Below are 21380 nucleotides of genomic sequence, written 5' to 3'. Positions count from 1 at the left end.
TATAGTTACAGTGAGGAATGTCTCAGGGGTTTAAGCGGGGATGAAGGGGGAGAGGGCTTGAGGGATGTCATTATGCTCGTAGTAAGTTTAGGGATAATTCTTGTTGGCGCGGAGGCCTTTACGAATAGCATTGAGTGGCTGGGGCAAAAGCTGAAGCTTGGGGCGGGGGCTGTGGGGAGCCTTTTGGCGGCCGTGGGGACGGCTTTGCCGGAGACGGTTGTGCCAATTATTGCTTTTCTTGGCTTTCGAGAAGGAACTGAGGGATCGGATATTGGGATCGGGGCGATTCTTGGGGCTCCTTTTATGCTCTCAACATTGGCATTCTTTATAACCGGATTGGCTGCTTTGATATTTCGCCGGAGCAATGAGCCCTTAAAGCTTGATACTAAGGTTGTGCAGCGTGATCTGCAATTTTTTCTTTTTGTATTTACAATTGCAATTTTAGCGTCTTTTTTAGGAAACCAGAATTACAAAACTATTGCTGCCTGGTCTTTGATTTTAGCCTATGTGATTTATGTTGTATTAACTCTGCGTTCCAATCGGGGCGGGCATAAGGAGGAAAAATTGGCCTCTCTTTACATGGCGCGCAAAGCGGATGATCCTAAGATGACGGCTATTGTTTTGCAGATCACCATGGCTTTAGTCGCTATCGTTTTTGGGGCCCATGGCTTTGTCAATGCTGTTCAGCCTATTGCAGCCGATTTGGGAATTCCAGTTTTTGTGCTTTCCTTGATTATAACTCCTGTAGCGACGGAGCTGCCGGAGAAATTTAACAGTGTCCTTTGGATTATGCGCGGCAAGGATACCTTGGCTATAGGGAATTTAACAGGAGCGATGGTCTTTCAAAGTTCAATTATCCCTGCTATTGGCATTGCTTTGACATCTTGGAAATTAGATACCTTAGCTCTTTGGAGTGCTTTCTTGGCGGTTGGCTCGGCGATAATTCCGGTTTTTTCGCTTCGCCGTAAAGGAGCGATTCATCCTACGGGTCTTCTCATGGGAGGAGTCTTTTATCTGATGTTTATTTTGACGGTGCTGCGCTTTCCGAGCCACTGAATTCGGCGATAATCATGCCTGCCAGGACCAATCCTGCCCCAATCAAGCCTTTAAGGGTTGGAACTTCCCCAGCCAGAAAATAGGCCGATAGGCCGGCAAAGACAGGTTCCATGGAAAAGATGATAGCTGTATGGGTAGAGGTTGTGAATTGCTGCATTTTTGATTGAGCAAAAAAGGCAAGAGAGGTAGCAGGGATGGCAGTAATGAGCAGACCAGACCAGGCTGCCGTTGTGAAATGCAGCGGGGGTTGGGGTAAAATCAGGGAGAAAACAGTGCTTATGATACTGACTGTAAGAATTTGAAAAGCGGTGAGTACCGTAGCGTTGGTGTCGGGGGCAAAACGTCCGGTAAAGAATATCTGCAGGGCAAAGCTGACGGCGCAGATCAGAACCATGAGGTCCCCTTTGTTAAACTGTAAGCGGTCTCCCAAGGAGAGTAAGGCTAAGCCGACTAAAGCGCTTAAGATTCCCAGGATCAAACTGGGACGAGGTATTTTCTTCGTTGTGATGGTGACTAAGGTAGGGACTATAACGACGGAAAGCCCGGTTATAAAACCGGCATTGGAGACAGTGGTGTATTGCAGGCCGATGGTTTGCCAGATGTAGCCGGAAGCAAGAAAGACGCCGACGGCCATTCCCTTGAGAATATTTTTCTTGGAAATATGAGCTCTCTGCAGCCAGAGGAAAGGCAGCAAGCTGATGAAGGCGAGAAAAAAACGTATCGCGAGGAAGGGAAGGGGCGGCAGATCAGCGATAGCCCATTTTACGACGACAAAGGTCAAGCCCCAAACAAAAGCCACGAGCAGTAACGAAAAATCAGCCCCTTGAGTACGAGTTATTTTCAAGTCGGTTCAGCCCCTTTACAAGCTTTAAAATAAAAAGGCCGCGGCGTATTGAGACGCAACGGCCTTTCTGCTGTTACAGATTGTCTTGTCTGATAAGCACGCAATTATAGTATAGCGGAACTTAAGAGAACTGAAAAGAAAAAGTTAGCCCCGGGCTCCATCAGGGGGCCCCGATTGTCCTGGCGGATCAGGATCCTCAGTGGGGGTATAAGCGGGATCTGGAGAGCAAGGGGGCGGAGGCGGGCAGGCGCAATTGCTGCAGAATTGTTCCTTGGCTTGGCAAAAGAGATAATAATGTCGTTCTTCATCGCAGGCTATTTCTGTTAAAATTTCTTGGATTTCCGAGATGGGGATCTTATTGGCCAGTTCAAGATAAACACGATGAGCTTTGGCTTCGTCTTCAATATTTGCGTCAAGGAGTGCACAAAGTTCACTTGTATAGTTGATAAAACGGGACCGCCAATCAACCCAGTGACCGCTGCTTAAGGCACCGTACCTGGGATCGACACCAAGATGTCGTAAAGCAAGGGCCAGCTTTTCCAAATGGCGGAGTTCATCATAAGCGATGGGTCTTAATAAAGCGTCAAATTCCGGACGATCAAGTAATACGGCCTGATAAAGATATGTGGTAATAGCGGTTAGTTCCGAATCAGTACCAGCATAAGCATCGTAGAGCCAAATGGCATATGTAAAATTTGGCTCAGGTATTTCTCCCGGTATTGGTTCTAGAGTTTTTGTAATTGGGAGCAGCAGTATTTGACCGGCATAAATACGATCGGGATGTTTTAAATGATTAAGCTGAATGATCTCGGACATTTCAACCGAGTAAGCTTTTGAGATCTTGTAAATAGTATCCCCTGCTCGCACTACATAGCGTGCATAATCCATGAGGACTCCTCCTTTTGCTACGGCATAGTACACTATATTCGCAAGCCAGAGAACGTGGTAATGGATAATTATGGAGATGAATGGAATGTATAGGACGGGTTCGGCGTAGTTATAGAAGGATAGAGTGTTTCAAGACTGAAAAATCCATAATGTTAGGAGGAGTTTATTCATGCTTTCATGTGTTTTGAAGGGAATTACAACGGCTTTGATGGTTACCCTGTTAACCCTTCTGGCCGGAATGCTGTGGGGAGCCATGGGGTTAGGAGGACTAAGTGTTTCCAGCCTGGTGGATATTGGGCTTTTGGCAAGCTGCTTGGTGGGCGGGTATCGTACATCGCGGGAAAGCGGAGAATGGATAATGGGTGGGATTACAGGCTTTGGCTATGTAACTGTTGGGACTCTGTTGTTGGCTTTGTTTCTTCCGATTCGGGTCTGGGGTTTTATTCAGGTTTTGGGGGAAGGAGCAATATTAGGCATTATTGCAGGGGCCTTTGGAGCAGGAGGCTCGAAGGGAAGCGTTAGGGGTTCCTGGGGCGGCGGAAAAGCTAATACCAACTATAGGCCGCATTATGCCGGATATGGAAGTGAAAAACAGACGGGCAGCGACCTTGATTGGAATATGAATGATGATCTTCACAGTCGAGAGGGATCTTCAGTTGCAGGCAGCAATCTTGATACTGATGATTGGTCTTTTGACTCGGATAAAGAGGATTATGATTCTGGGTTAAGTACAAAGACTAATTCTAAGTTAAATTCATATTCTGATTCCAGTTCCAGTTCTCAATTTTTGTTAAATTCTAAGCCGAATCCGAATTCGAATTTGGATTTAATGCTGGATCTAGAATCAGATATTACATCAGATTCAAAATCAGCTTCAAATTTTGAAATGGATTCCCTGAATTCAAGCTTTGATTCGGACCCTGATTCGAAGATTAAATGGCCTTGGGATAGGGAGCCAGACAATAAAAAGAAGGGTAATTTTCCTAAGACGAAGGATGATAAACCGTGGTGGGAATAATATAAAATTATATTTTCTCAAGGGCCTTGCGGGGGGAAGGAATCCTGGGTATTTAAAGAGAATTCTGAAAGAAGAACTCGAAATTGAGAATAATACAAGCATTAGAGTGTAAGCAGCAAAGAAAAGGAGACTATCAATGATGAATTTTCTTGAATTAGCTCAGACCCGCAGGAGCTTGCGTACTTATAAAGATACGCCTGTGGAGAAGGAAAAACTGGATTACGTTTTGGAAGCGGCTCGCTTGGCTCCTTCCTGGAAAAATATGCAGTGCTGGCGTTTTATTGTTGTGGAAGAGGCAGCAGGAAAAGCAGCCTTGGCCGACAGTATGGGAGAGTTAAATCCCGGGCGAAAAGCGTTAACGGGGGCTCCCATCGTTATAGTGCTTTGTGCAGTGCCTAAGGAATCAGAAATCTGGGAAGGCAAGGATTATATGATGCTTGATGCAGGTCTTGCTATGGAACATTTGGTCTTAGCAGCGACGGAACAAGGGCTGGGGACTTGTTGGCAAGGCTTATTTACTGAGGAGAAGGTTCGGGAAGCTTTGCAGATTCCGGAGGATGTTCGTGTAGTGGCCATGACTCCTTTGGGATATGCTGCAGAGGAACGTCGCCCTCGTCCTCGCAAAGCTATAGAAGAGATTGCTTTCCGTGGCAAGTGGGGAAAAAAATAACTTCAATTTTTCATAATCCCGCCTTACGCCTATCGGGTGAGGCATCTCTAACGAGATACCCTTGAGATATGCATTATGGGATTGCCGGAAGCCCTATCCTACGGCGAAAACAGTGTTTTCTTTTTCGCCGCAAAAGCCAGGGGACTCAGCGAATATTCTTTAACTTGTGGTGCAGACTACTCTAAGATAGTAACATATTTGCAAAGATGGGGGATTGGCATTGTTGCTGCAGACTGCTCTGCTGGTTATTGGCCTTTCAGCCCTGGGAGCGTTCCTGGCAGGAGTTTTGCTCCTGGTGCTGATCTTTTTTATAGGAAAACGGTTGTTCCGCACCATCGTGCAGCGCCTTTTTGGCCTGGTGATCGACAGGCTGCTTCAAGATAAGTACCATGAGAATCTAATGGAACTCTGGAGTGCCGTTCGCCGAACCTCACTTCAGACCATATTGGAAATCAGCTTACGAGCCGAAAAAGGCGGCCTTATCGAGCGGCCTCTGGGATCCCCTAAACGAATGCCGCATTTTGATACTTTAATGTTTGTTCCCGGTCAGATGGCCCGGCTGCCAAAAGAGGCTGACGTTCCTGTCGATATGAAGGTAACTCTTGGGCCTAAGGCCCAAAAACCTTTAACCATTGAAATTCCCCTGATGATCAGCGGTATGGGCTATGGTGTTGGTCTTAGTGAACAAGCTAAGCGGGCCTTGGCTAAGGCCGCCAAGCAGCTTCAGACAGCCACTAATTCTGGCGAGGGTCCTTATTTAGCGGAAGAACGGCAAGAGGCGGGAAAGTTTATTTGGCAAATCAGCAGAAGTCCATGGGGACATTCCCCAGAGGCCATTGCGGCTGCAGATATGCTTGAAGTTCAGATGGGCCAAGGGGCACGTATGGGTCCTTTTACCGTTGAACCGTCTGTTGTTAAAGGCAAAGCCCAAAGACTGATGGGAATTTCGCCTGTCGAATCTCTCGTTACATCCGCGGTTATACCGGGGATTCAGAGTCCTTGGGATTGGATGAAGTATGTTGAGGATCTAAGAGCTCAAGCAGGGGGAAAACCCATTGCTTTAAAGATTATGGCGACAGGCGCTATTGAAAGGGACTTAGCTGTTGCTGTAGAAGCGGGTTTTGATGTGATTGTCGTCGATGGAGCACAGGGTGGGGCTTCCGGTGCTTCTCCCATGATTTGCGATGATTTAGGAATCCCCAGCTTGCTCGGCTTAGTGCGTGCAGAACGATTTTTAGTGGAACAGGGAGCTCGCAAAGAAGTGAGCTTAGTAGTCGCCGGCGGTTATGCTACCAGCGGAGAATGTTTGAAGGCCATAACTCTGGGAGCCGATGCCGTATATTTGGGAACGGTCCCTTTGTTTGCTTTAGTCCATCGCCAAGTGCATAAGATTCTCCCTTGGGAGCCCTTAACTCAATTGGTCTGGTATGATTCCCCTTATAAAGACCGCCTGGATATTAATTTGGCCAGTCAAAGCGTTGCCAACGTTTTCAAGTCGATGGCCAAGGAGATGGAGGAAGGCGTACGGGCTCTGGGAAAAACAGCGTTGGCTGAGCTTGGTCCCAATGATCTGGTGGCCTTGGACGAATGGACGGCGAAAGTTACCGGCGTAAAACCTGCTTATACGTTTAAAGATTTATAAATTTTGACAATAGTCATCCGGCTGAGTATAATGTATTCAAATCAAATATTGGTTAAACTCGATGATTGTGAGGAATAGCATCAAGATACCGTCCAGAGAAAAAGACTATGAGCTGAGAGGTCTTTACGGAGAAGCGCTTGGGTCGCACAGGAGGGGCAGAGGGGAATGGAGTACTCTCTGACGGAAAACCCGTTAGACAAAACAATGAGTGTGAAACCGCCAAAGCCTTGGAGGCTGTTTCACTAAATTAAGGTGGTACCACGATCGCTTTTCGTCCTTTATCAGGATGAAAAGCTTTTTTAATTCAATGCAGGAAGGAGTTTGGCACATTATGGATGAAAGTCTTAACAAAAATCCGGAAAAGATAGAAATGGCTAAGGCCTATGATTCAAGTCAAGTTGAGGGAAAATGGTATCAGTTTTGGGAGGAAAACGGATTTTTTCATTCGGAGGTTGATGAGAAGAAAAACCCTTTTAGTATTGTCATGCCGCCGCCGAACGTTACAGGTGCTCTGCACTTAGGCCACGCTATGGATGGAACGATCCAGGACATCTTGACAAGGTATAAGCGCATGCGCGGCTTTAATACCCTTTGGCTGCCCGGGACGGATCATGCCGGGATTGCTACGCAGGCCAAAGTGGAAGCTCAGCTCGTCAAAGAAGGAACGAGCAGGGGGGAACTTGGGCGCGAGAAGTTTTTAGACCGGGTGTGGGAATGGAAAAATCAGTATGGCGGGCGGATTACCCAGCAACTGCGCCGCTTAGGCGCTTCCTGTGATTGGGAGCGGGAACGGTTTACCATGGACGAAGGCTGTTCCCAGGCAGTTCGCGAAGCTTTTGTAACCTTGTATCAAAAAGGGCTGATTTACCGGGGAAATTATATCGTCAATTGGTGCCCGAAATGCCACACCACGATTTCGGATATTGAAGTTGAACATGTGGACAGCGAAGGAAACTTGTATCATTTGCGTTATCCTGTAAAAGATAGTGATGAAACCTTAATCGTTGCCACGACGAGACCGGAGACGATGCTGGGAGACACAGCAGTGGCTGTTCACCCAGAGGATGAGCGCTATCAGCACTTGATCGGCAAAACCTTGATCCTGCCCTTGGTGGGACGAGAAATTCCGATTATCGCTGATGAGTATGTGGATCGGGAGTTTGGTACCGGTGCTGTGAAAATAACTCCGGCCCACGACCCCAACGATTTTGAAATTGGTCTGCGCCATCAGCTGCCGCAAATTGCGGTGATGGACAAAGAAGCCAAAATGAATGAGCACGCCGGGAAATATCAAGGGCTAGACCGTTTTGAAGCCCGCAAAGTAATCGTCGAGGATCTCAAGGCCTTAGGCGTCTTAGTCAAAATTGACGCCCATGCTCATGCTGTCGGGGAATGTTATCGCTGTGCCACAGTGATCGAACCAATGGTCAGCAAACAATGGTTTGTGAAAATGGAGCCTTTGGCTAAGCCGGCCATTGAGGTCATTAAGGACGGGCGTTTAGGATTTGTGCCGGATCGTTTTGATAAGATCTATCTTGGGTGGATGGAGAATATTCGCGATTGGTGTATTTCCCGTCAACTGTGGTGGGGACACCGCATTCCGGTTTGGTATTGTGACGACTGCGGACAGGAGATTTGTGCGAAGGAAGACCCCACAAGCTGTCCTTCTTGCGGAGGAGTTCATCTTAAGCAAGATCCTGATGTCTTGGATACCTGGTTTTCCTCAGGACTCTGGCCGTTTTCCACTATGGGCTGGCCGGAAAAAACACCGGAACTGAAGCAGTTCTATCCGACGTCGGTGTTGGTAACCGGCAGGGATATTATCTTTTTCTGGGTAGCGCGGATGATCTTTATGGCTATGGAGTTCATGAAGGAAGTTCCCTTCCCGAAAGTAATGATTCACGGCTTGGTTCTTGATTCTAAAGGGCGGAAAATGAGCAAATCCCTGGGCAACGGTGTTGACCCGATTGAAGTTATTGAGCAGTATGGAGCCGATACTCTGCGCTTTATGCTAATTACCGGCAATACTCCGGGCAATGATCTGCGCTTTCATCCGGAACGATTGGAGGCAACCCGGAATTTCTGCAATAAGATCTGGAATGCTTCCCGCTTTGTGCTCATGAACTTAGAAGACTACGAGGCTGGGCCAAGGGGAGAGCTGACCCTGGCAGACCGCTGGATCCTGACCCGTTATGCCTCCCTTGTTGAGAAAACGACTGAAGCCTTGGAATCCTACGATCTCGGTGAAGCCGGTCGAATTCTGTACGAATTTATTTGGAATGAGTTCTGCGATTGGTATATTGAACTCAGCAAGCCCCGCCTTTATAACAAAGAAGATGTGCTTGCCCGTCATACCGCCCAGTCTATTCTCCTGGAAGTCCTCGAAGGGACATTGCGATTATTGCATCCCTTTATGCCTTTCTTGACCGAGGAAATTTGGCAGAACCTTCCTGTTGAGGGAGTCAGCATTATGATGCAGTCCTGGCCTGAGGCACCGGCTTATCATGAAGAAGATGCCGTGAGAAACATGACGCTTTTGATGGATGCTATTAAAGCCATCCGCAATATTCGAGCTGAAATGAAAGTCTCACCCGGCCAGAAAGTGGAGATTCTGATCCTGGCCGCTGATTCCAGTCAGCGTCAGGTTTTGGAACGGGGAAAAGCAGATATCCTCAAGCTTGCCGGAGGAGCAAGTGTGGAACTGCTCGAAGCTGCGGCCGAAAAACCTTCACAAGCGGCCAGTGCTGTCTTAGAGGGTGTGGAAATTTATCTCCCGCTCAAAGGGCTCATGGATCTGGATAAGGAAGTGGCCCGTTTAGAGAAGGAGATCGCACTCGTGGTTTCAGAACAGAACGTACTGGAAGTGAAGCTCAATAACCCAGGTTTTGTCGGCAAAGCGCCGGCAGCTGTTGTGGCCAAAGAACGGGAAAGAGCAGAAGGTTTAGCTGCCCGCAAAATTGCTTTAGAAGAACGTCTAAAGGAACTGCTGCAGAGTTAATAAGTTACAGGGGGAAAACGAGATGAAATCAATGGAACTTGAGCAAACGTATCAAGCGAGTCTTGATTACCTTGTCAACCTGACAACATTTGGGATGAACTTTGGTTTAGACAGAATCCGGGAACTTCTGAAACGGTTAGGCAATCCGGAAAAGAAACTGCGTGTCGTCCATGTGGGGGGGACTAATGGCAAAGGCTCAACGACGGTGATGATTGCCCGGATCTTACGGGAAGCAGGCTATAAGGTTGGTGTCTTTACGTCGCCTCATCTCCACGATTATCGTGAGCGTATGACCATCAATGGGCAAATGATTCCCAAAGAAACGATGATCCGGATCATTGATGACCTTCGTCCCCATTTGGAGGCGATGGTAGCAGAAGGATTTGAGCATCCCACGGAATTTGAGGTGAGCACTGCTCTGGCACTCCTTTACTTCGCTCAAGAAGAAATTGATTATGCTCTCATAGAAGTTGGTTTAGGCGGGGCCATTGATTCGACCAATGTCGTAACCCCCTTAATTTCTGTGATTACCAATGTAGCCATGGATCATATGGATTATCTGGGTCCTGACCTGGTGTCCATTGCTAAAGTTAAGGCCGGGATTATTAAACCGGAGTCTTTGGTGGTAACAGCTGCACAGAACCCTGATGTTATTCAAGTCCTGCGTGACACAGCACAGGCTAATAGCGTGCCCTTATACCTGGTTGGCGAGGATGTCAATTGGGAGAGCATTTGGAGCGGTGAGCTGGAACAGGAATTTGACCTGGTGGGCCTGCACTCGACGTATTATAAATTACGCCTGCACCTCATAGGCCTTCACCAGCTGCGCAATGCTGCAACAGCTGTAACCGTCTGCGAACTTCTGCAAAGCAATTACGGAGTAACAATCCCGCGAGAGGCTATTTATGCGGGCTTGCGCAATGTGGAATGGCCTGGGCGGTTAGAATTGCTTTCCCTTCAACCGAAAATTCTTTTGGATGGGGCTCATAATGTTGACGGGGCTCAAGCTTTGGCGGAGGCCCTGCCGCTTTATTCCCGGGAACGCCTCATCCTATGTTTCGGCATGCTGGCCGATAAGGAGCGGGAAAAGGTCGTGGATATGCTGGTGCCTATGGCCGAAGAGGTTATCGTCACCCGCCCCAATTCTCCGCGGGCCGGAGATTGGACGTCCCTGGGGAGACTGGCTGAAAAGCACGGCTGTCCCGTTCAATGCATCGAAGATCCCAAAGAGGCGGTTATTTATGCCCTCAGCCGTGTGGGCGAAAAGGACATGCTTTGTGTTACAGGTTCCCTCTATATGCTTGCCGATGCCCGTCAAGCTTTAATTGAGGCGTTAAAGAAACAATAACCTTCTCTTAACATAACAAATGCTTATAATCCTGATAAAAGTCACTTTTTTTAAAACTGTTTCGAAAAACTTAACATTTTTTTTACACAAACCCCCTAAGATTTGATACAATACTCCCTGGAATGTCATAAAATTAGTTGCGTTTTCTAGGGAGCTGAAAAAAATACGTTGGGGGTTATTTCGCATGTTCGGTTTGTCACCTAAGGAAGATAAATTCTATTTGCTTTTCACCCAAAGTACCCAAGTCGTTTCCAAGACCTTAAAGAGACTCCAGGATATTATGCAGCAAGACTCTGTATCCTCGGAAGATGCAGCTCAAATGCATCGGTTTGAACATGAAGCAGACAATATAACCAATCAAATCATGGAACGTCTTAATTCTACGTTTATCACACCCTTGGATCGAGAAGACATCTATAAACTCGCTCAAGTACTGGATGATATCGTTGATTTCGCTGAAGGTACTGTGGAACGCATGCTTCTCTACCGAACTGGAAAACCGTCCCTTGGCGCCCAAGAACTTGTTCATTTAGTCGAACTGGCAACACAGCAAATCCAATCGGCCTTCTCTTGTTTAGGTAATATTCATTTCAAAAAGACCATAATTCTGGCTGCAGCGGAGGAGATTTATCATCTTGAAAGCGCGGGAGATAAACTTTATCGTCAGGAAGTAGCTCGACTTTTTGAATTTGAGAAGGATCCCATTGAGATTATTAAGTGGAAAGAGATTCTTGAACATATTGAAACGACTTTAGATCATTGTGAATCTATTGCCGATCTTCTTAAAAGTGTGGTTCTCAAATATGACTAATATTGGCGTATTATTAGTAGTAGTTGTCTTTTTAGCCTTATGCTTTGACTACATTAATGGATTCCATGATACAGCAAATGCTATTGCCACCAGCGTATCGACTCGGGCTTTGAGTCCGAAACATGCAGTTGTTTTAGCGGCGGCATTTAATCTGCTGGGAGCATTGGTCAGCACGGGAGTGGCCCAAACGATTGCCAAGGATATTGTTTCGCCCAAGTTAACGACCCAAGAGGTCATTATTGCCGCCTTGCTCAGCGCTATTACCTGGAATCTTGTAACGTGGTATTTAGGAATTCCCAGCAGCTCTTCCCACGCTATTGTCGGAGGTGTTGCCGGTGCTGCTGCTGCCAAAGCCGGCTTTGCCGTTCTACACTGGGATGGTTTAGGCAAGATCCTGGCAGCCTTGGTCTTTTCACCGATTATTGGTATGATTTTAGGATTTATCATTATGAAAGTTTTAAATATGGCCTTTGGTAAATTATCACCGTCACGTGTCAATCATGGATTCAAGAAAATGCAGGTCCTTTCCGCAGGCTTATTGGCCTTTAATCATGGCTCCAATGATGCCCAAAAATCCATGGGGATTATTACTATGACTCTCATTGCCACAGGAGTTCAGGCTCAGACGGTTCTGGCACCTCCTCTTTGGGTTAAACTGGCATGCGCTCTGGCTATGTCTATAGGGACGGCTGCCGGGGGATGGAAGATTATTCATACTATGGGCGGGAAAATTTTTAAACTGGAACCTATTAACGGCTTTGCTGCCGATTTGAGCTCTTCAATTGTCATCTGGACAGCGACGGTATTTCCAAGTCTTCACCTTCCGGTATCGACGACTCATGTTGTCTCCGGTTCTATTATGGGAGTCGGCAGTGCCAAAAGGGTTTCGGCTGTGCGTTGGGGCGTTGCTCAACAAATGCTGATTGCTTGGATTGTGACAATTCCCACAACTTCGATTATAGCTGCCCTATATTATCTCGTTGTTTCAAGAATTATGTAGGAGTGAAATCGAATAGACCCTGCTTGGGAATTGAGAGTTTTAGATGGGGATAAAGAAGCTGAAGAGGGGCACCGTAAACTGTTAAGTGTTTGCGGCAGCCCCTTTTTGAATTTTGGAGTCTATTTTTCAGTTTTTCTACATATCTTCCGGTAGAAGGGTTGTCCGGACCCTGCGGGAGGAGTAGAAGGATGAATCAATTTCAGCGGCTGCGTATTCTCACGTTGGTGCTCTTGGGGATGATGGCTTTGGGGTTGCTGACCTGGGGAATTGGAAAAGCCTATTTGGAACTTGTAGATCATTCAGCAAAGGTAAGCATTCCTCAAATCACATCTGACGGTCAAGCGAAAAATCAAGCAGACACCTTGGTTCTGCCCAAAGCAACCTTTTGGACCTGTCAAATTGGTGTTTTTCAGAGTGAAGAAAATGCTCAGTCCTGCCTTAAGCAGCTGCAGGAGTTAGCGAATGATGGCGGTATTATCAGCAGGGACCCCTGGATTGTCGCCATCGGTTTAGGCCATACGGCAAAGGAGTTAAGCGGCGTCAAAGAAGCTCTTGCTGCTAAGGGTATTCCCGCTGTGATTAAACAAGTTGAACTCCAGGAGCGAACATTTCGTGTTATGGGGAATGGTTCGCGTCTAACGATAGAACTCCTTGCCAATGTTAATGCTCTCTTGCAGGAAGGAATCAGTTCTCAACGTTTAGCTCAGGAACAGCAAATATGGAATAGTCTGGCTGGAGAGCATTCCCCTTCACAATTAGTTCAGCTTCATAATCTCTATAATTTGCTTCGGGCGAAGAATGACCCACAAGATCAGCAGCTTTTAGGATTGTCTCTATATTTTGCTGCTACGAGGATTATAAATGCATTTTCTGGGAAATAATAACTATAAGATATAAGCAAAACTATAAAATATAAGCCAACTATAAAATATAAGCCAACTATAAAATATAAGCTAAAAAAACGCTAAAGGGAGAGTATCAAGGGCGATGATTAATAGTCAGAAGATTATAAAATGGAACTATTTGCGTTTTTAGTTAATAGTGATATAATTAACATAACTATAATTTTATTATTATTATTATCCGATTAAGTTAATTTGATTTAAATATCAGATGAGAAATGAGGGAACTTATTGAAAACGCTTAAAATCCCAGAGGCTACTATTATTCGACTTTCAGTTTACTCACGACATCTGACAGACGTCGATAGAAAAGGAATAATTACTACCTCATCAGGGGATATCGCGGAAGGAGTGGGCGTCAGTCCCGCACAAGTCCGGAAAGATCTAGCGTACTTCGGAGAGTTTGGAACAAGGGGTGTAGGATATAACGTCAAAGATCTTCGTCAGCATATTTTGAGAATTCTTGGCTTAAGTGTTGATTGGAGCGTTGCTTTGGTCGGTGCCGGGCACTTAGGTTTGGCCTTAAGTTCATACAAAGGATTTCGCGAGCGGGGGTTCATCATTACCAGTATTTTTGATTCAGATCCTGATAAGATTGGAACCAAAATCGGTGACGTTGAAATCTTACCAATTGACCAGATTGAAGAAGTTACGAGACAAAATCAAACTCAGATCGGTATTATAGCCGTACCTTCATCTGTCGCTCAGGAAATTGCGGATAAACTTATTAAGGCCGGTGTGCAGGCAATCTTAAATTTTGCACCAGTCGTCTTGAATGTTCCGCCTGAGATTGAACTGAGGAATGTCGATCTTGCTGTTAATCTCGAAGTACTTACCTTTAACGTTGGCGCTCAAAGATTTTAGAGTCATGCAGCAGCAACTAAGCTGCTAACTAATGAGTTCGGTCAAATACCTTTTAAATAGGCAAAGACCGTTCTCTTTGTTGTTTCTTTTTTAAGCTTCAGCAGATTATTCACGAGAACGGTTTATGAAAATAAAAAAAATAATAAATTAAACAATTAAATAATCATGCTTGTTTTTTTAATAAAATAATTATACATAATTAAGAGCAATGATTATAAAATTTCTGCTGTTGTTTCGCAATTAATTATTGTTATGGAGAACGAACTGTTGTACATTAAGGTGTTTGTGTCATATAATAGACAACAAGAAGTGTGTTAAGGGTTCCGCTGAATATGGTCTGGACCGAGCGACACAGGTTGGAAAATACCCAACTACACCGTGTGGGACAAAAGCCCCGTGGAAGTTCTTAGGAACGGCTGCGGGTTTTTTGATACCATTTGGTATACTTTTTGGATTGCGGAGGGGAAAAATGAATCAAAACGAAGCTAAACGAAAAATTACAATCTACGATACAACTTTAAGAGATGGAGCACAGGGAGAAGGGATTCATTTTTCGACACAAGACAAGCTGAGTTATGTCAAGCGGATCGAGGAAATGGGCAGTCTCTATGTTGAAGCAGGATGGCCGGGAGCTAATCCCAGAGATGATAATTTCTTTCAGCTTATCAAGGAACAAGAGGTTCCTATGACACATATAGCTGCCTTTGGAAGTACCTGCAAAGTGAATGAAGCGCCGGAAAACAGTGAGATTTTACTTAAGCTGGTGGCTTCCGGAGCTAAAACCATTACCATTTTCGGAAAAGCATGGGATTTGCATGTGCGAGATGTTTTGCGGACGAGCTTGGAGGAAAATCTGCGCCTGATCCGTGAATCTGTTTCCTTCTTAGTCAAACAAGGCCATGACGTATTTTTTGATGCTGAACATTTTTTTGATGGGTTTAAAGAAAACCCGGACTATGCTCTGAAGTGTATTGAGATGGCTCTTCAAGCCGGAGCTTCCATAGCCATCTTATGTGATACGAATGGCGGTTCTTTGCCGAAGGACATTGCCTTGGGAGTAGAAATGGTGAGACGTGAATTTGCTCCTCAAGAGTTAGGAATTCATGTTCATAATGACAGCGGCTTGGCAGTGGCTAACTCTCTGGTAGCCGTAGAGGCAGGAGTAACCCAGGTCCAGGGAACCTGGAACGGATATGGTGAACGCTGCGGAAATGCCAATTTAAGTACTTTAGTTCCTTTATTGCAAGTTAAGGGAAACTATGACGTCCTTTCGGATTCCGCCCTGCACAAGATTACTCCCTTTTCTCGCTTTGCCGCGGAGCTTTCCAATGCGCCCTTTGACGAGAGACAGCCCTACGTAGGCCGCAGTGCCTTTGCTCATAAAGCTGGAATGCATGTTGATGCGATTCTCAAGAATCATCGGACTTTTGAACACATGGACCCGGGCGAGGTAGGGAATGAACGGAGAATATTGATTTCTGACCAAGCGGGAAAAGCAAATATTTTCGAACGGCTTCGCCGTTTTGATCCGGATATTGTTAAAGAAGATCCCTTGGTGGAGAAGGCAATGCTCGAAATTAAGGATATGGAGAACAATGGGTTCCAGTTCGAGGCCGCTGAGGGCAGTCTTGATTTGCTGCTGGTCCGCACCTTAAACCGTTTTACGTCTCCCTTTGAAGTTTTAGATTATCATGTCTGGAGTGATCCGCTGCGCGGTGAACTTGATTCGGTGGCCGTTGTGAAGGTTAAAGTCGGGGAACAGACCGTGCAAATTGCCGCCGAAGGCAACGGTCCTGTAAATGCTTTGGATTCGGCGCTGCGTCAGGCTCTGGCAAGTTTCTTTCCGATTCTGGCGGAGAGTGAACTGGTGGATTATAAGGTTAGAGTCTTGGATGGTTCGCGAGGGACTGAGGCTATTGTTCGGGTTATTATTGATACGCGTTTGGGGCACGAGGTTTGGGGGACGATTGGGGTTTCCAATAATATTCTGAAAGCCAGTGCGCAGGCTTTGCTTGATGCGATTAATTGGACGATTTGGAAGTTTGATGAGGGGGCGCGCCGGGCGCGGGTTTAAGCCCTGCTGGGATTTGTTAAAGGGTCTCTTATTCTGCCGAGGGTCGCATTATACTTGTTCGGCCATGCGGTCGTCGCGCCAAACTAGGGCTTTAAATTCTGATGCAAGTGGGTGGGGTGCCCGGCCTATGCGACATCCCTGTCGCAAGGCCGGCGGGAAACATCCCTGTTTCCCGCCCCACTAATGAAAGAGAATTTAAAACCGAGTTTGGCTGCGACTCCCGCAAAGGCCTCACGCCGTATAATTGCGACCCTCTTGGCTTATTAAGAAGAGGGACGGTTGGTGGGTGGTCCTTTGGAGTTTTGTGTTTGCATGTTTCTATAGGTGAGGGTCGCATTATACTTGTTCGGCCATGCGTTCGTCGCGCCAAATTAGGGCTTTAAATTCTGATGCAAGCGGGCAGGGTGCCCGGCCTATGCGACATCCCTGTCGCAAGGCCGGCGGGAAACGTCCTGTTTCCCGCCCCACTGAAGAAAGAGAATTTAAAGCCGAGTTTGGCTGCGACTCCTGCAGAGGCTTCACGACATATAATCGCGGCTCTCTTGGCTTTGTTATTTAAGAAGGCACTCATACGATTTCTCGTATGAGTGCTAAAACATTTAATTAATGATATATAGGCTGGACAGGTTGAATGGTATCATTGTTCGCCCCTATGATTTGCTCAGTTGTTTGTTCTGTGGATTGTAAGTAATTATTTTTAGGGGGAGCGTCAAACAAAGAATCATCGCCCGCTTTAGCCGCTGTTAATACTGTTGCTAAACCAAATAATGCATGAGATACCAGATACGAAAGATTACTATTAGCATCTTTGGGCTTAACTTTGTTTTGGGCAAGGCCGCTAAGTATAGCTGTTATCACTGCCCCAAACGTAACTCCCAAAAAAGTACCTTTGGCAATTAATTTGTCTCGACCATAAGTAGTTAACAGTTTAACCGCTGAAACTCCGCCGACCATACTTAAACCTATGGTCATTAATGTTCCAAGAAGTTGTCCTTGCCATTTTTCTGCTTGTCTACGAGAAGATACCCACACACCAGCAGCTGTTGTTGCAAATGACCGTTGCGAAATTTTCGCTTTTGACGAGATATTATCAGTTACCATTAAAGCTATTAAACCAACGATACCAGATAACATTCCAAGAAGAATTCTATCGTTTATTTTTTTCAACCTTATCACACTCCTTTTAGTTAGAGTTTCCAAGTTGGAAAATACGATACTGGAAATTTGTATTGAGTATTCGTCAAACAGCTATTTCCATAATTATTTCCCGGCTCTAAACGATTATCTAATCCTTAATGTATCATTTGTCTAGGGGTATTGGTCGTACAGGAATGTAATACGAGGTGTTTTAACCTCGTGCGACAAGAAGTCCCCCACCTCTTAGCCTTCCATACTCGCGATAGCGAGAGCGAAGGTGGGGGATGAATTGTCGCTCTTTGTTTTGTTATTGTTATATAAATACTGCCATGATATAATCAGTAGTATAGTTATGTATGGCGGTGATCACAATGGAATTAGACAATAATAATCATTCAGTATTCTTGATGTATTATCATCTCGTTTTGGTTATAAAATATCGCCGGAAAGTAATTGATGATAAGATTTCCAATCGTCTCAAAGAGATTTTTGAGTACATAGCACCAAATTACAATGTTGTTTTGCAGGAATGGAACCATGATAAAGACCATGTGCATATTCTGTTCAAAGCGCAACCCAATAGCGAATTATCAAAGTTCATCAATGCCTATAAAAGCGCATCCTCTCGACTAACCAAGAAAGAATATCCTATCGTCAAAAAATCACTATGGAAAGACTATTTCTGGTCAAGGAGTTTCTGCTTACTGACCACTGGCGGCGCACCTATTGAAGTTATCAAACGCTATATTGAAAGCCAAGGTGAGAAATTATGAACAAGGCATTCAAATATCGTATATATCCTTCTCCTGAACAAGAAATTCTCATCAATAAAACGTTCGGCTGTGTGCGGTTTGTCTACAACAAAATGCTTGCTAACCGTAAAGCGGTTTATGAGCAGTTCAAGGATGATAAAGAAGCGTTGAAACAACAGAAATACTTATTACCCGCTGAATTCAAGAAAGAATTTGAATGGCTCAAAGAAGTTGACAGTTTGGCTTTGGCTAATGCTCAACTGAATTTGCAGACCGCATACAAAAACTTCTTTCGGGATAAATCAATAGGCTTTCCGAAGTTCAAAAACAAGCATCGTGACAAGAAATCCTATACTACCAACAATCAAGGTGGAACAATCAGGCTTATTGACAGTAAGATAATTCGATTGCCAAAATTAAAAGATGTACGGATTAAGCTACACCGACAATTACCTAAAGAAGCCGTTATAAAGTCTGCGACTATAAGCAAAACTCCTACAGGGAACTACTATATTTCCGTATTGGTTGAGTTTGAAGCCGCTATAAAGCCCGTAACACCAACGAGAGAAACGGTACTAGGTTTGGATTATTCATCAAAGACATTGTTTGTCGATAGCCAAGCAAATAATGCCGATTATCCAAAGTTCTACCGTCAAGCCGAAGCAAAATTAAAAAAAGCACAACGCAAACTATCTAAACGCCAAAAGGGTAGTAAAAATCGTGACAAACAACGTCGTAAGGTTGCCAAACTGCATGAAAAAGTAGCTCATCAACGAAAGGACTTCTTGCATAAACTGTCTAGGCAAATAGCCGATGATTACTCAGCTATTGCCATTGAAGACCTAAATATGCTTGGCATGGCTCAATGTCTCAATCTTTCAAAATCCACGAATGACAATGGTTTTGGTATGCTAAAAACTTTTCTAACATACAAACTTACTGAACAGGGAAAACAGTTAGTCGTTATTGATAAGTGGTTTCCATCCAGTAAGATGTGCAGGTTCTGCAACAACGAAAATAAAGAACTAACTCTATCAGATAGGACCTGGACTTGTAGTCATTGCGGAGCAGAATTAGACCGCGACATAAACGCTGCTATCAATATCAAAAATGAGGGCTGCCGCTTGCTTGGCATAGCCTAATCCATAACTAAGAACCGTTGGGCAAACGGGGTTAGCTTGGTAATTATACTGGCATAAGCTGGTATGTCCCAAGAAGCCCCCACCTCTAAGCGTTAGCATAGGTGGTGGGAGTATGTCACAGGAAAGTATAGCGATGTTGGCAAGTACATAGGCATGATCTATCAAGAGGCTAAAGGAAAAGCTTCCGGAGACCCGTTTTGCTGCTATTACGATGACGAATTTAAGGAAGAGGCTGATATTGAACTTTGTGTTCCTACTAAAGGGATGGTGGCAGGAAAGAAGATTGTTGCAAAACAGTTGCCTAAAATACGAGCAATTAGCACTATGCATGTTGGAACTTATGAAACCTTGAATTTAGCTTACAAAGCTGTGTTGGATTACGCAAGAGAACACAGCCTTACGAGTATACTGCCTTCGAGAGAAATTTATCACAAAGGGCCAGGACTTGTTTTCAAAGGAAATCCCAATAAGTACGTTACGGAAATTGTGATCCCCATTGAGCAGGAGGGTTAAGATATGGCTGGAAAATTCGATTTTAAAAAAGAATATAAGGATTTGTATGTACCTAAACAAAAGCCTGTCCTTATTGATGTTCCGGCGATGAATTTTATTATGGTTGATGGTACGGGAGACCCGAATACTTCTGAAGAATATCAGGAAGCCTTGGAAATTCTTTATGGTTTAAGCTTCACCATTAAGATGAGTAAGATGAGCGGAAAGCAGCCTGCAGGATATTTTGAATATGTTGTACCGCCTTTGGAGGGACTTTGGTGGTTTCAGGACGATAGTTTTGACGGAACACAGTTAATAGACAAATCTAAATTTCAATGGACATCTATGATTCGTCAACCTGAATTTGTCACCGAAGATGTTTTTAACTGGGCTGTTAGCGTGTTGAAACAGAAAAAGCCTAAGATTGATCCAACAAAGGCTCGTTTAGAATCTTTGACAGAGGGACTCTGTGTACAAATGATGCATAACGGCCCTTATAATAGCGAACCGGTTACTCTTGGGCAAATGGAACAATTCCTTTTGGATAATGGATATAGATGTGCAATCTCCGATATACTCCCTTCCGGTCAAATTAGACGTCATCATGAAATCTACCTAAGTGACCCACGAAAGACGGCACCCGAAAAGTTGAAAACAGTATTAAGGCACCCAGTCAGAAAAACTTAGATTTGTAGTTAATTAATATTTGAAAGTTACTATTTTTTATAAGTTATGGAAGTTGGATCTTGCGTAAGAACAGAAGGGAAATTCGTCGTGGAATACATGGGCAATAAAGAATTCTGGAATAATAGGTTTTCTAAGAAAGAGGATAAACTATTAAGTCCTGAGAAGTCATTGATTGAGAGTATTAAGTTCTTTAAAAAAGGTTCTGTCCTTGATATTGCGTGTGGTGATGGTAGGAATGCATTGTTTTTAATCGAAAATGGCTTTAATCTCGTGCGACAAGAAGTCCCCCACCTCTTAGCCTTCCATACTCGCGATAGCGAGAGCGAAGGTGGGGGATGAATTGTCGCTCTTTGTTCAAGGAGTTTCTGCTTACTGACCACTGGCGGCGCCCCTATTGAAGTTATCAAACGCTATATTGAAAGCCAAGGTGAGAAATTATGAACAAGGCATTCAAATATCGTATATATCCTTCTCCTGAACAAGAAATTCTCATCAATAAAACGTTCGGCTGTGTGCGGTTTGTCTACAACAAAATGCTTGCTAACCGTAAAGCGGTTTATGAGCAGTTCAAGGATGATAAAGAAGCGTTGAAACAACAGAAACACTTATTACCCGCTGAATTCAAGAAAGAATTTGAATGGCTCAAAGAAGTTGACAGTTTGGCTTTGGCTAATNCTCAACTGAATTTGCAGACCGCATACAAAAACTTCTTTCGGGATAAATCAATAGGCTTTCCGAAGTTCAAAAAACAAGCATCGTGACAAGAAAATCCTATACTACCAACAATCAAGGTGGAACAAATCAGGCTTATTGACAGTAAGATAAATTCGATTGCCAAAAATTAAAAAGATGTACGGATTAAGCTACACCGACAATTACCTAAAGAAAGCCGTTATAAAGTCTGCGACTAATAAAGCAAAAACTCCTACAGGGAAACTACTATATTTCCGTATTGGTTGAGTTTGAAGCCGCTATAAAAGCCCGTAACACCAACGAGAGAAAACGGTACTAGGTTTGGATTATTCATCAAAGACATTGTTTGTCGATAGCCAAGC

The 21380-nt window shown here is 44.7% G+C and carries 20 protein-coding genes and 2 pseudogenes; 19 read left to right on the top strand and 3 right to left on the bottom strand.

Annotated features, from left to right (window positions below):
- The first annotated feature begins 57 nt into the window (after positions 1–57).
- Entirely contained in the window at positions 58–1056 is a 999-nt protein-coding gene (locus DEAC_RS18170) for a sodium:calcium antiporter (protein WP_047811508.1), read from the top strand.
- Here the strand turns inward: DEAC_RS18170 and DEAC_RS18165 are convergent.
- Together DEAC_RS18165 and DEAC_RS18160 are read right to left on the bottom strand one after the other, a co-directional pair.
- Positions 1022–1900 carry a DMT family transporter gene (locus DEAC_RS18165; protein WP_047811507.1) on the bottom strand — a complete coding sequence of 293 codons (879 nt, stop codon included), beginning with the start codon at positions 1898–1900 and terminating at the stop codon, positions 1022–1024. The genes DEAC_RS18170 and DEAC_RS18165 overlap by 35 nt on opposite strands.
- 144 nt (positions 1901–2044) lie before the next feature.
- Positions 2045–2788 carry a LysM peptidoglycan-binding domain-containing protein gene (locus DEAC_RS18160; RefSeq protein ID WP_047811506.1) on the bottom strand — a complete coding sequence of 248 codons (744 nt, stop codon included), beginning with the start codon at positions 2786–2788 and terminating at the stop codon, positions 2045–2047.
- Between the two features lie 169 nt (positions 2789–2957).
- Between DEAC_RS18160 and DEAC_RS22365 the strand changes: the two genes are divergently transcribed.
- From DEAC_RS22365 to DEAC_RS18100, 11 genes are all read left to right on the top strand, one after another.
- Complete coding sequence (locus DEAC_RS22365) at positions 2958–3806, top strand: TIGR04086 family membrane protein (protein ID WP_053006497.1); 849 nt, start codon at positions 2958–2960, stop codon at positions 3804–3806.
- Between the two features lie 139 nt (positions 3807–3945).
- Complete coding sequence (locus tag DEAC_RS18150; RefSeq protein ID WP_047811580.1) at positions 3946–4476, top strand: nitroreductase family protein; 531 nt, start codon at positions 3946–3948, stop codon at positions 4474–4476.
- 247 nt (positions 4477–4723) lie between these two features.
- A complete protein-coding gene (locus DEAC_RS18145; RefSeq protein ID WP_427846278.1) occupies positions 4724–6118 on the top strand; it encodes an FMN-binding glutamate synthase family protein in 1395 nt (464 codons plus the stop codon).
- A 370-nt stretch (positions 6119–6488) separates the two neighbouring features.
- Positions 6489–9116 (top strand): valine--tRNA ligase, encoded by a 2628-nt coding sequence (locus tag DEAC_RS18140; RefSeq protein WP_427846277.1) that lies wholly within the window; start codon positions 6489–6491, stop codon positions 9114–9116.
- Positions 9117–9138: 22 nt separating this feature from the next.
- Positions 9139–10464: a bifunctional folylpolyglutamate synthase/dihydrofolate synthase gene (locus tag DEAC_RS18135; protein WP_047811505.1), complete on the top strand. Its 1326-nt coding sequence runs from the start codon at positions 9139–9141 to the stop codon at positions 10462–10464.
- A gap of 184 nt (positions 10465–10648) precedes the next feature.
- The gene (locus DEAC_RS18125; protein WP_047811503.1) at positions 10649–11275 is read left to right on the top strand and encodes a DUF47 domain-containing protein; all 627 of its coding nucleotides are present in this window, start codon (positions 10649–10651) and stop codon (positions 11273–11275) included.
- Positions 11268–12275, top strand: coding sequence for an inorganic phosphate transporter (locus DEAC_RS18120; protein ID WP_047811502.1), 1008 nt, complete (start codon positions 11268–11270; stop codon positions 12273–12275). Before DEAC_RS18125 ends, DEAC_RS18120 begins: the two co-directional genes overlap by 8 nt.
- 188 nt (positions 12276–12463) lie before the next feature.
- Positions 12464–13156, top strand: coding sequence for an SPOR domain-containing protein (locus tag DEAC_RS18115; RefSeq protein WP_047811501.1), 693 nt, complete (start codon positions 12464–12466; stop codon positions 13154–13156).
- A gap of 252 nt (positions 13157–13408) precedes the next feature.
- Entirely contained in the window at positions 13409–14041 is a 633-nt protein-coding gene (locus DEAC_RS18110; RefSeq protein WP_047811500.1) for a redox-sensing transcriptional repressor Rex, read from the top strand.
- Between the two features lie 469 nt (positions 14042–14510).
- The gene (cimA, locus tag DEAC_RS18105) at positions 14511–16115 is read left to right on the top strand and encodes a citramalate synthase (RefSeq protein ID WP_047811499.1); all 1605 of its coding nucleotides are present in this window, start codon (positions 14511–14513) and stop codon (positions 16113–16115) included.
- A 352-nt stretch (positions 16116–16467) separates the two neighbouring features.
- Positions 16468–16674, top strand: a complete 207-nt coding sequence (locus tag DEAC_RS18100) for a hypothetical protein (protein WP_047811498.1) — start codon at positions 16468–16470, stop codon at positions 16672–16674.
- Between the two features lie 44 nt (positions 16675–16718).
- Here the strand turns inward: DEAC_RS18100 and DEAC_RS18095 are convergent, their stop codons facing one another.
- Positions 16719–17282, bottom strand: coding sequence for a hypothetical protein (locus DEAC_RS18095; RefSeq protein WP_047811497.1), 564 nt, complete (start codon positions 17280–17282; stop codon positions 16719–16721).
- Between the two features lie 341 nt (positions 17283–17623).
- On the opposite strand from DEAC_RS18095, the gene tnpA reads away from it, so the two are divergent.
- The 7 genes and pseudogenes from tnpA to DEAC_RS18065 all read left to right on the top strand — a co-directional run bounded on the left by tnpA (position 17624) and on the right by DEAC_RS18065 (position 21086).
- Positions 17624–18025, top strand: coding sequence for an IS200/IS605 family transposase (tnpA, locus tag DEAC_RS18090; RefSeq protein WP_047811496.1), 402 nt, complete (start codon positions 17624–17626; stop codon positions 18023–18025).
- Complete coding sequence (locus DEAC_RS18085) at positions 18022–19146, top strand: RNA-guided endonuclease TnpB family protein (RefSeq protein WP_047811495.1); 1125 nt, start codon at positions 18022–18024, stop codon at positions 19144–19146. The genes tnpA and DEAC_RS18085 overlap by 4 nt, the downstream gene beginning before the upstream one ends.
- Positions 19147–19275: 129 nt before the next feature.
- Positions 19276–19659, top strand: a pseudogene (locus DEAC_RS18080) (GyrI-like domain-containing protein); the annotation flags it as partial.
- Positions 19660–19662: 3 nt separating this feature from the next.
- Positions 19663–20325, top strand: coding sequence for a GyrI-like domain-containing protein (locus DEAC_RS18075; RefSeq protein WP_047811494.1), 663 nt, complete (start codon positions 19663–19665; stop codon positions 20323–20325).
- 96 nt (positions 20326–20421) lie between these two features.
- Entirely contained in the window at positions 20422–20664 is a 243-nt protein-coding gene (locus DEAC_RS18070) for a hypothetical protein (RefSeq protein ID WP_242847201.1), read from the top strand.
- A 15-nt stretch (positions 20665–20679) separates the two neighbouring features.
- A pseudogene (locus tag DEAC_RS22935) lies at positions 20680–20766 on the top strand (IS200/IS605 family transposase); the annotation flags it as partial.
- Complete coding sequence (locus DEAC_RS18065) at positions 20763–21086, top strand: helix-turn-helix domain-containing protein (protein WP_047811492.1); 324 nt, start codon at positions 20763–20765, stop codon at positions 21084–21086. The pseudogene DEAC_RS22935 and the gene DEAC_RS18065, both read left to right, overlap by 4 nt.
- Positions 21087–21380 lie beyond the last annotated feature (294 nt).

The sequence above is a fragment of the Desulfosporosinus acididurans genome (assembly GCF_001029285.1).
Classification (GTDB): Bacteria; Bacillota; Desulfitobacteriia; order Desulfitobacteriales; family Desulfitobacteriaceae; genus Desulfosporosinus; species Desulfosporosinus acididurans.
Note: the sequence above shows the minus strand (reverse complement) of the source record. Positions and strands in the feature narration are given on the sequence as shown.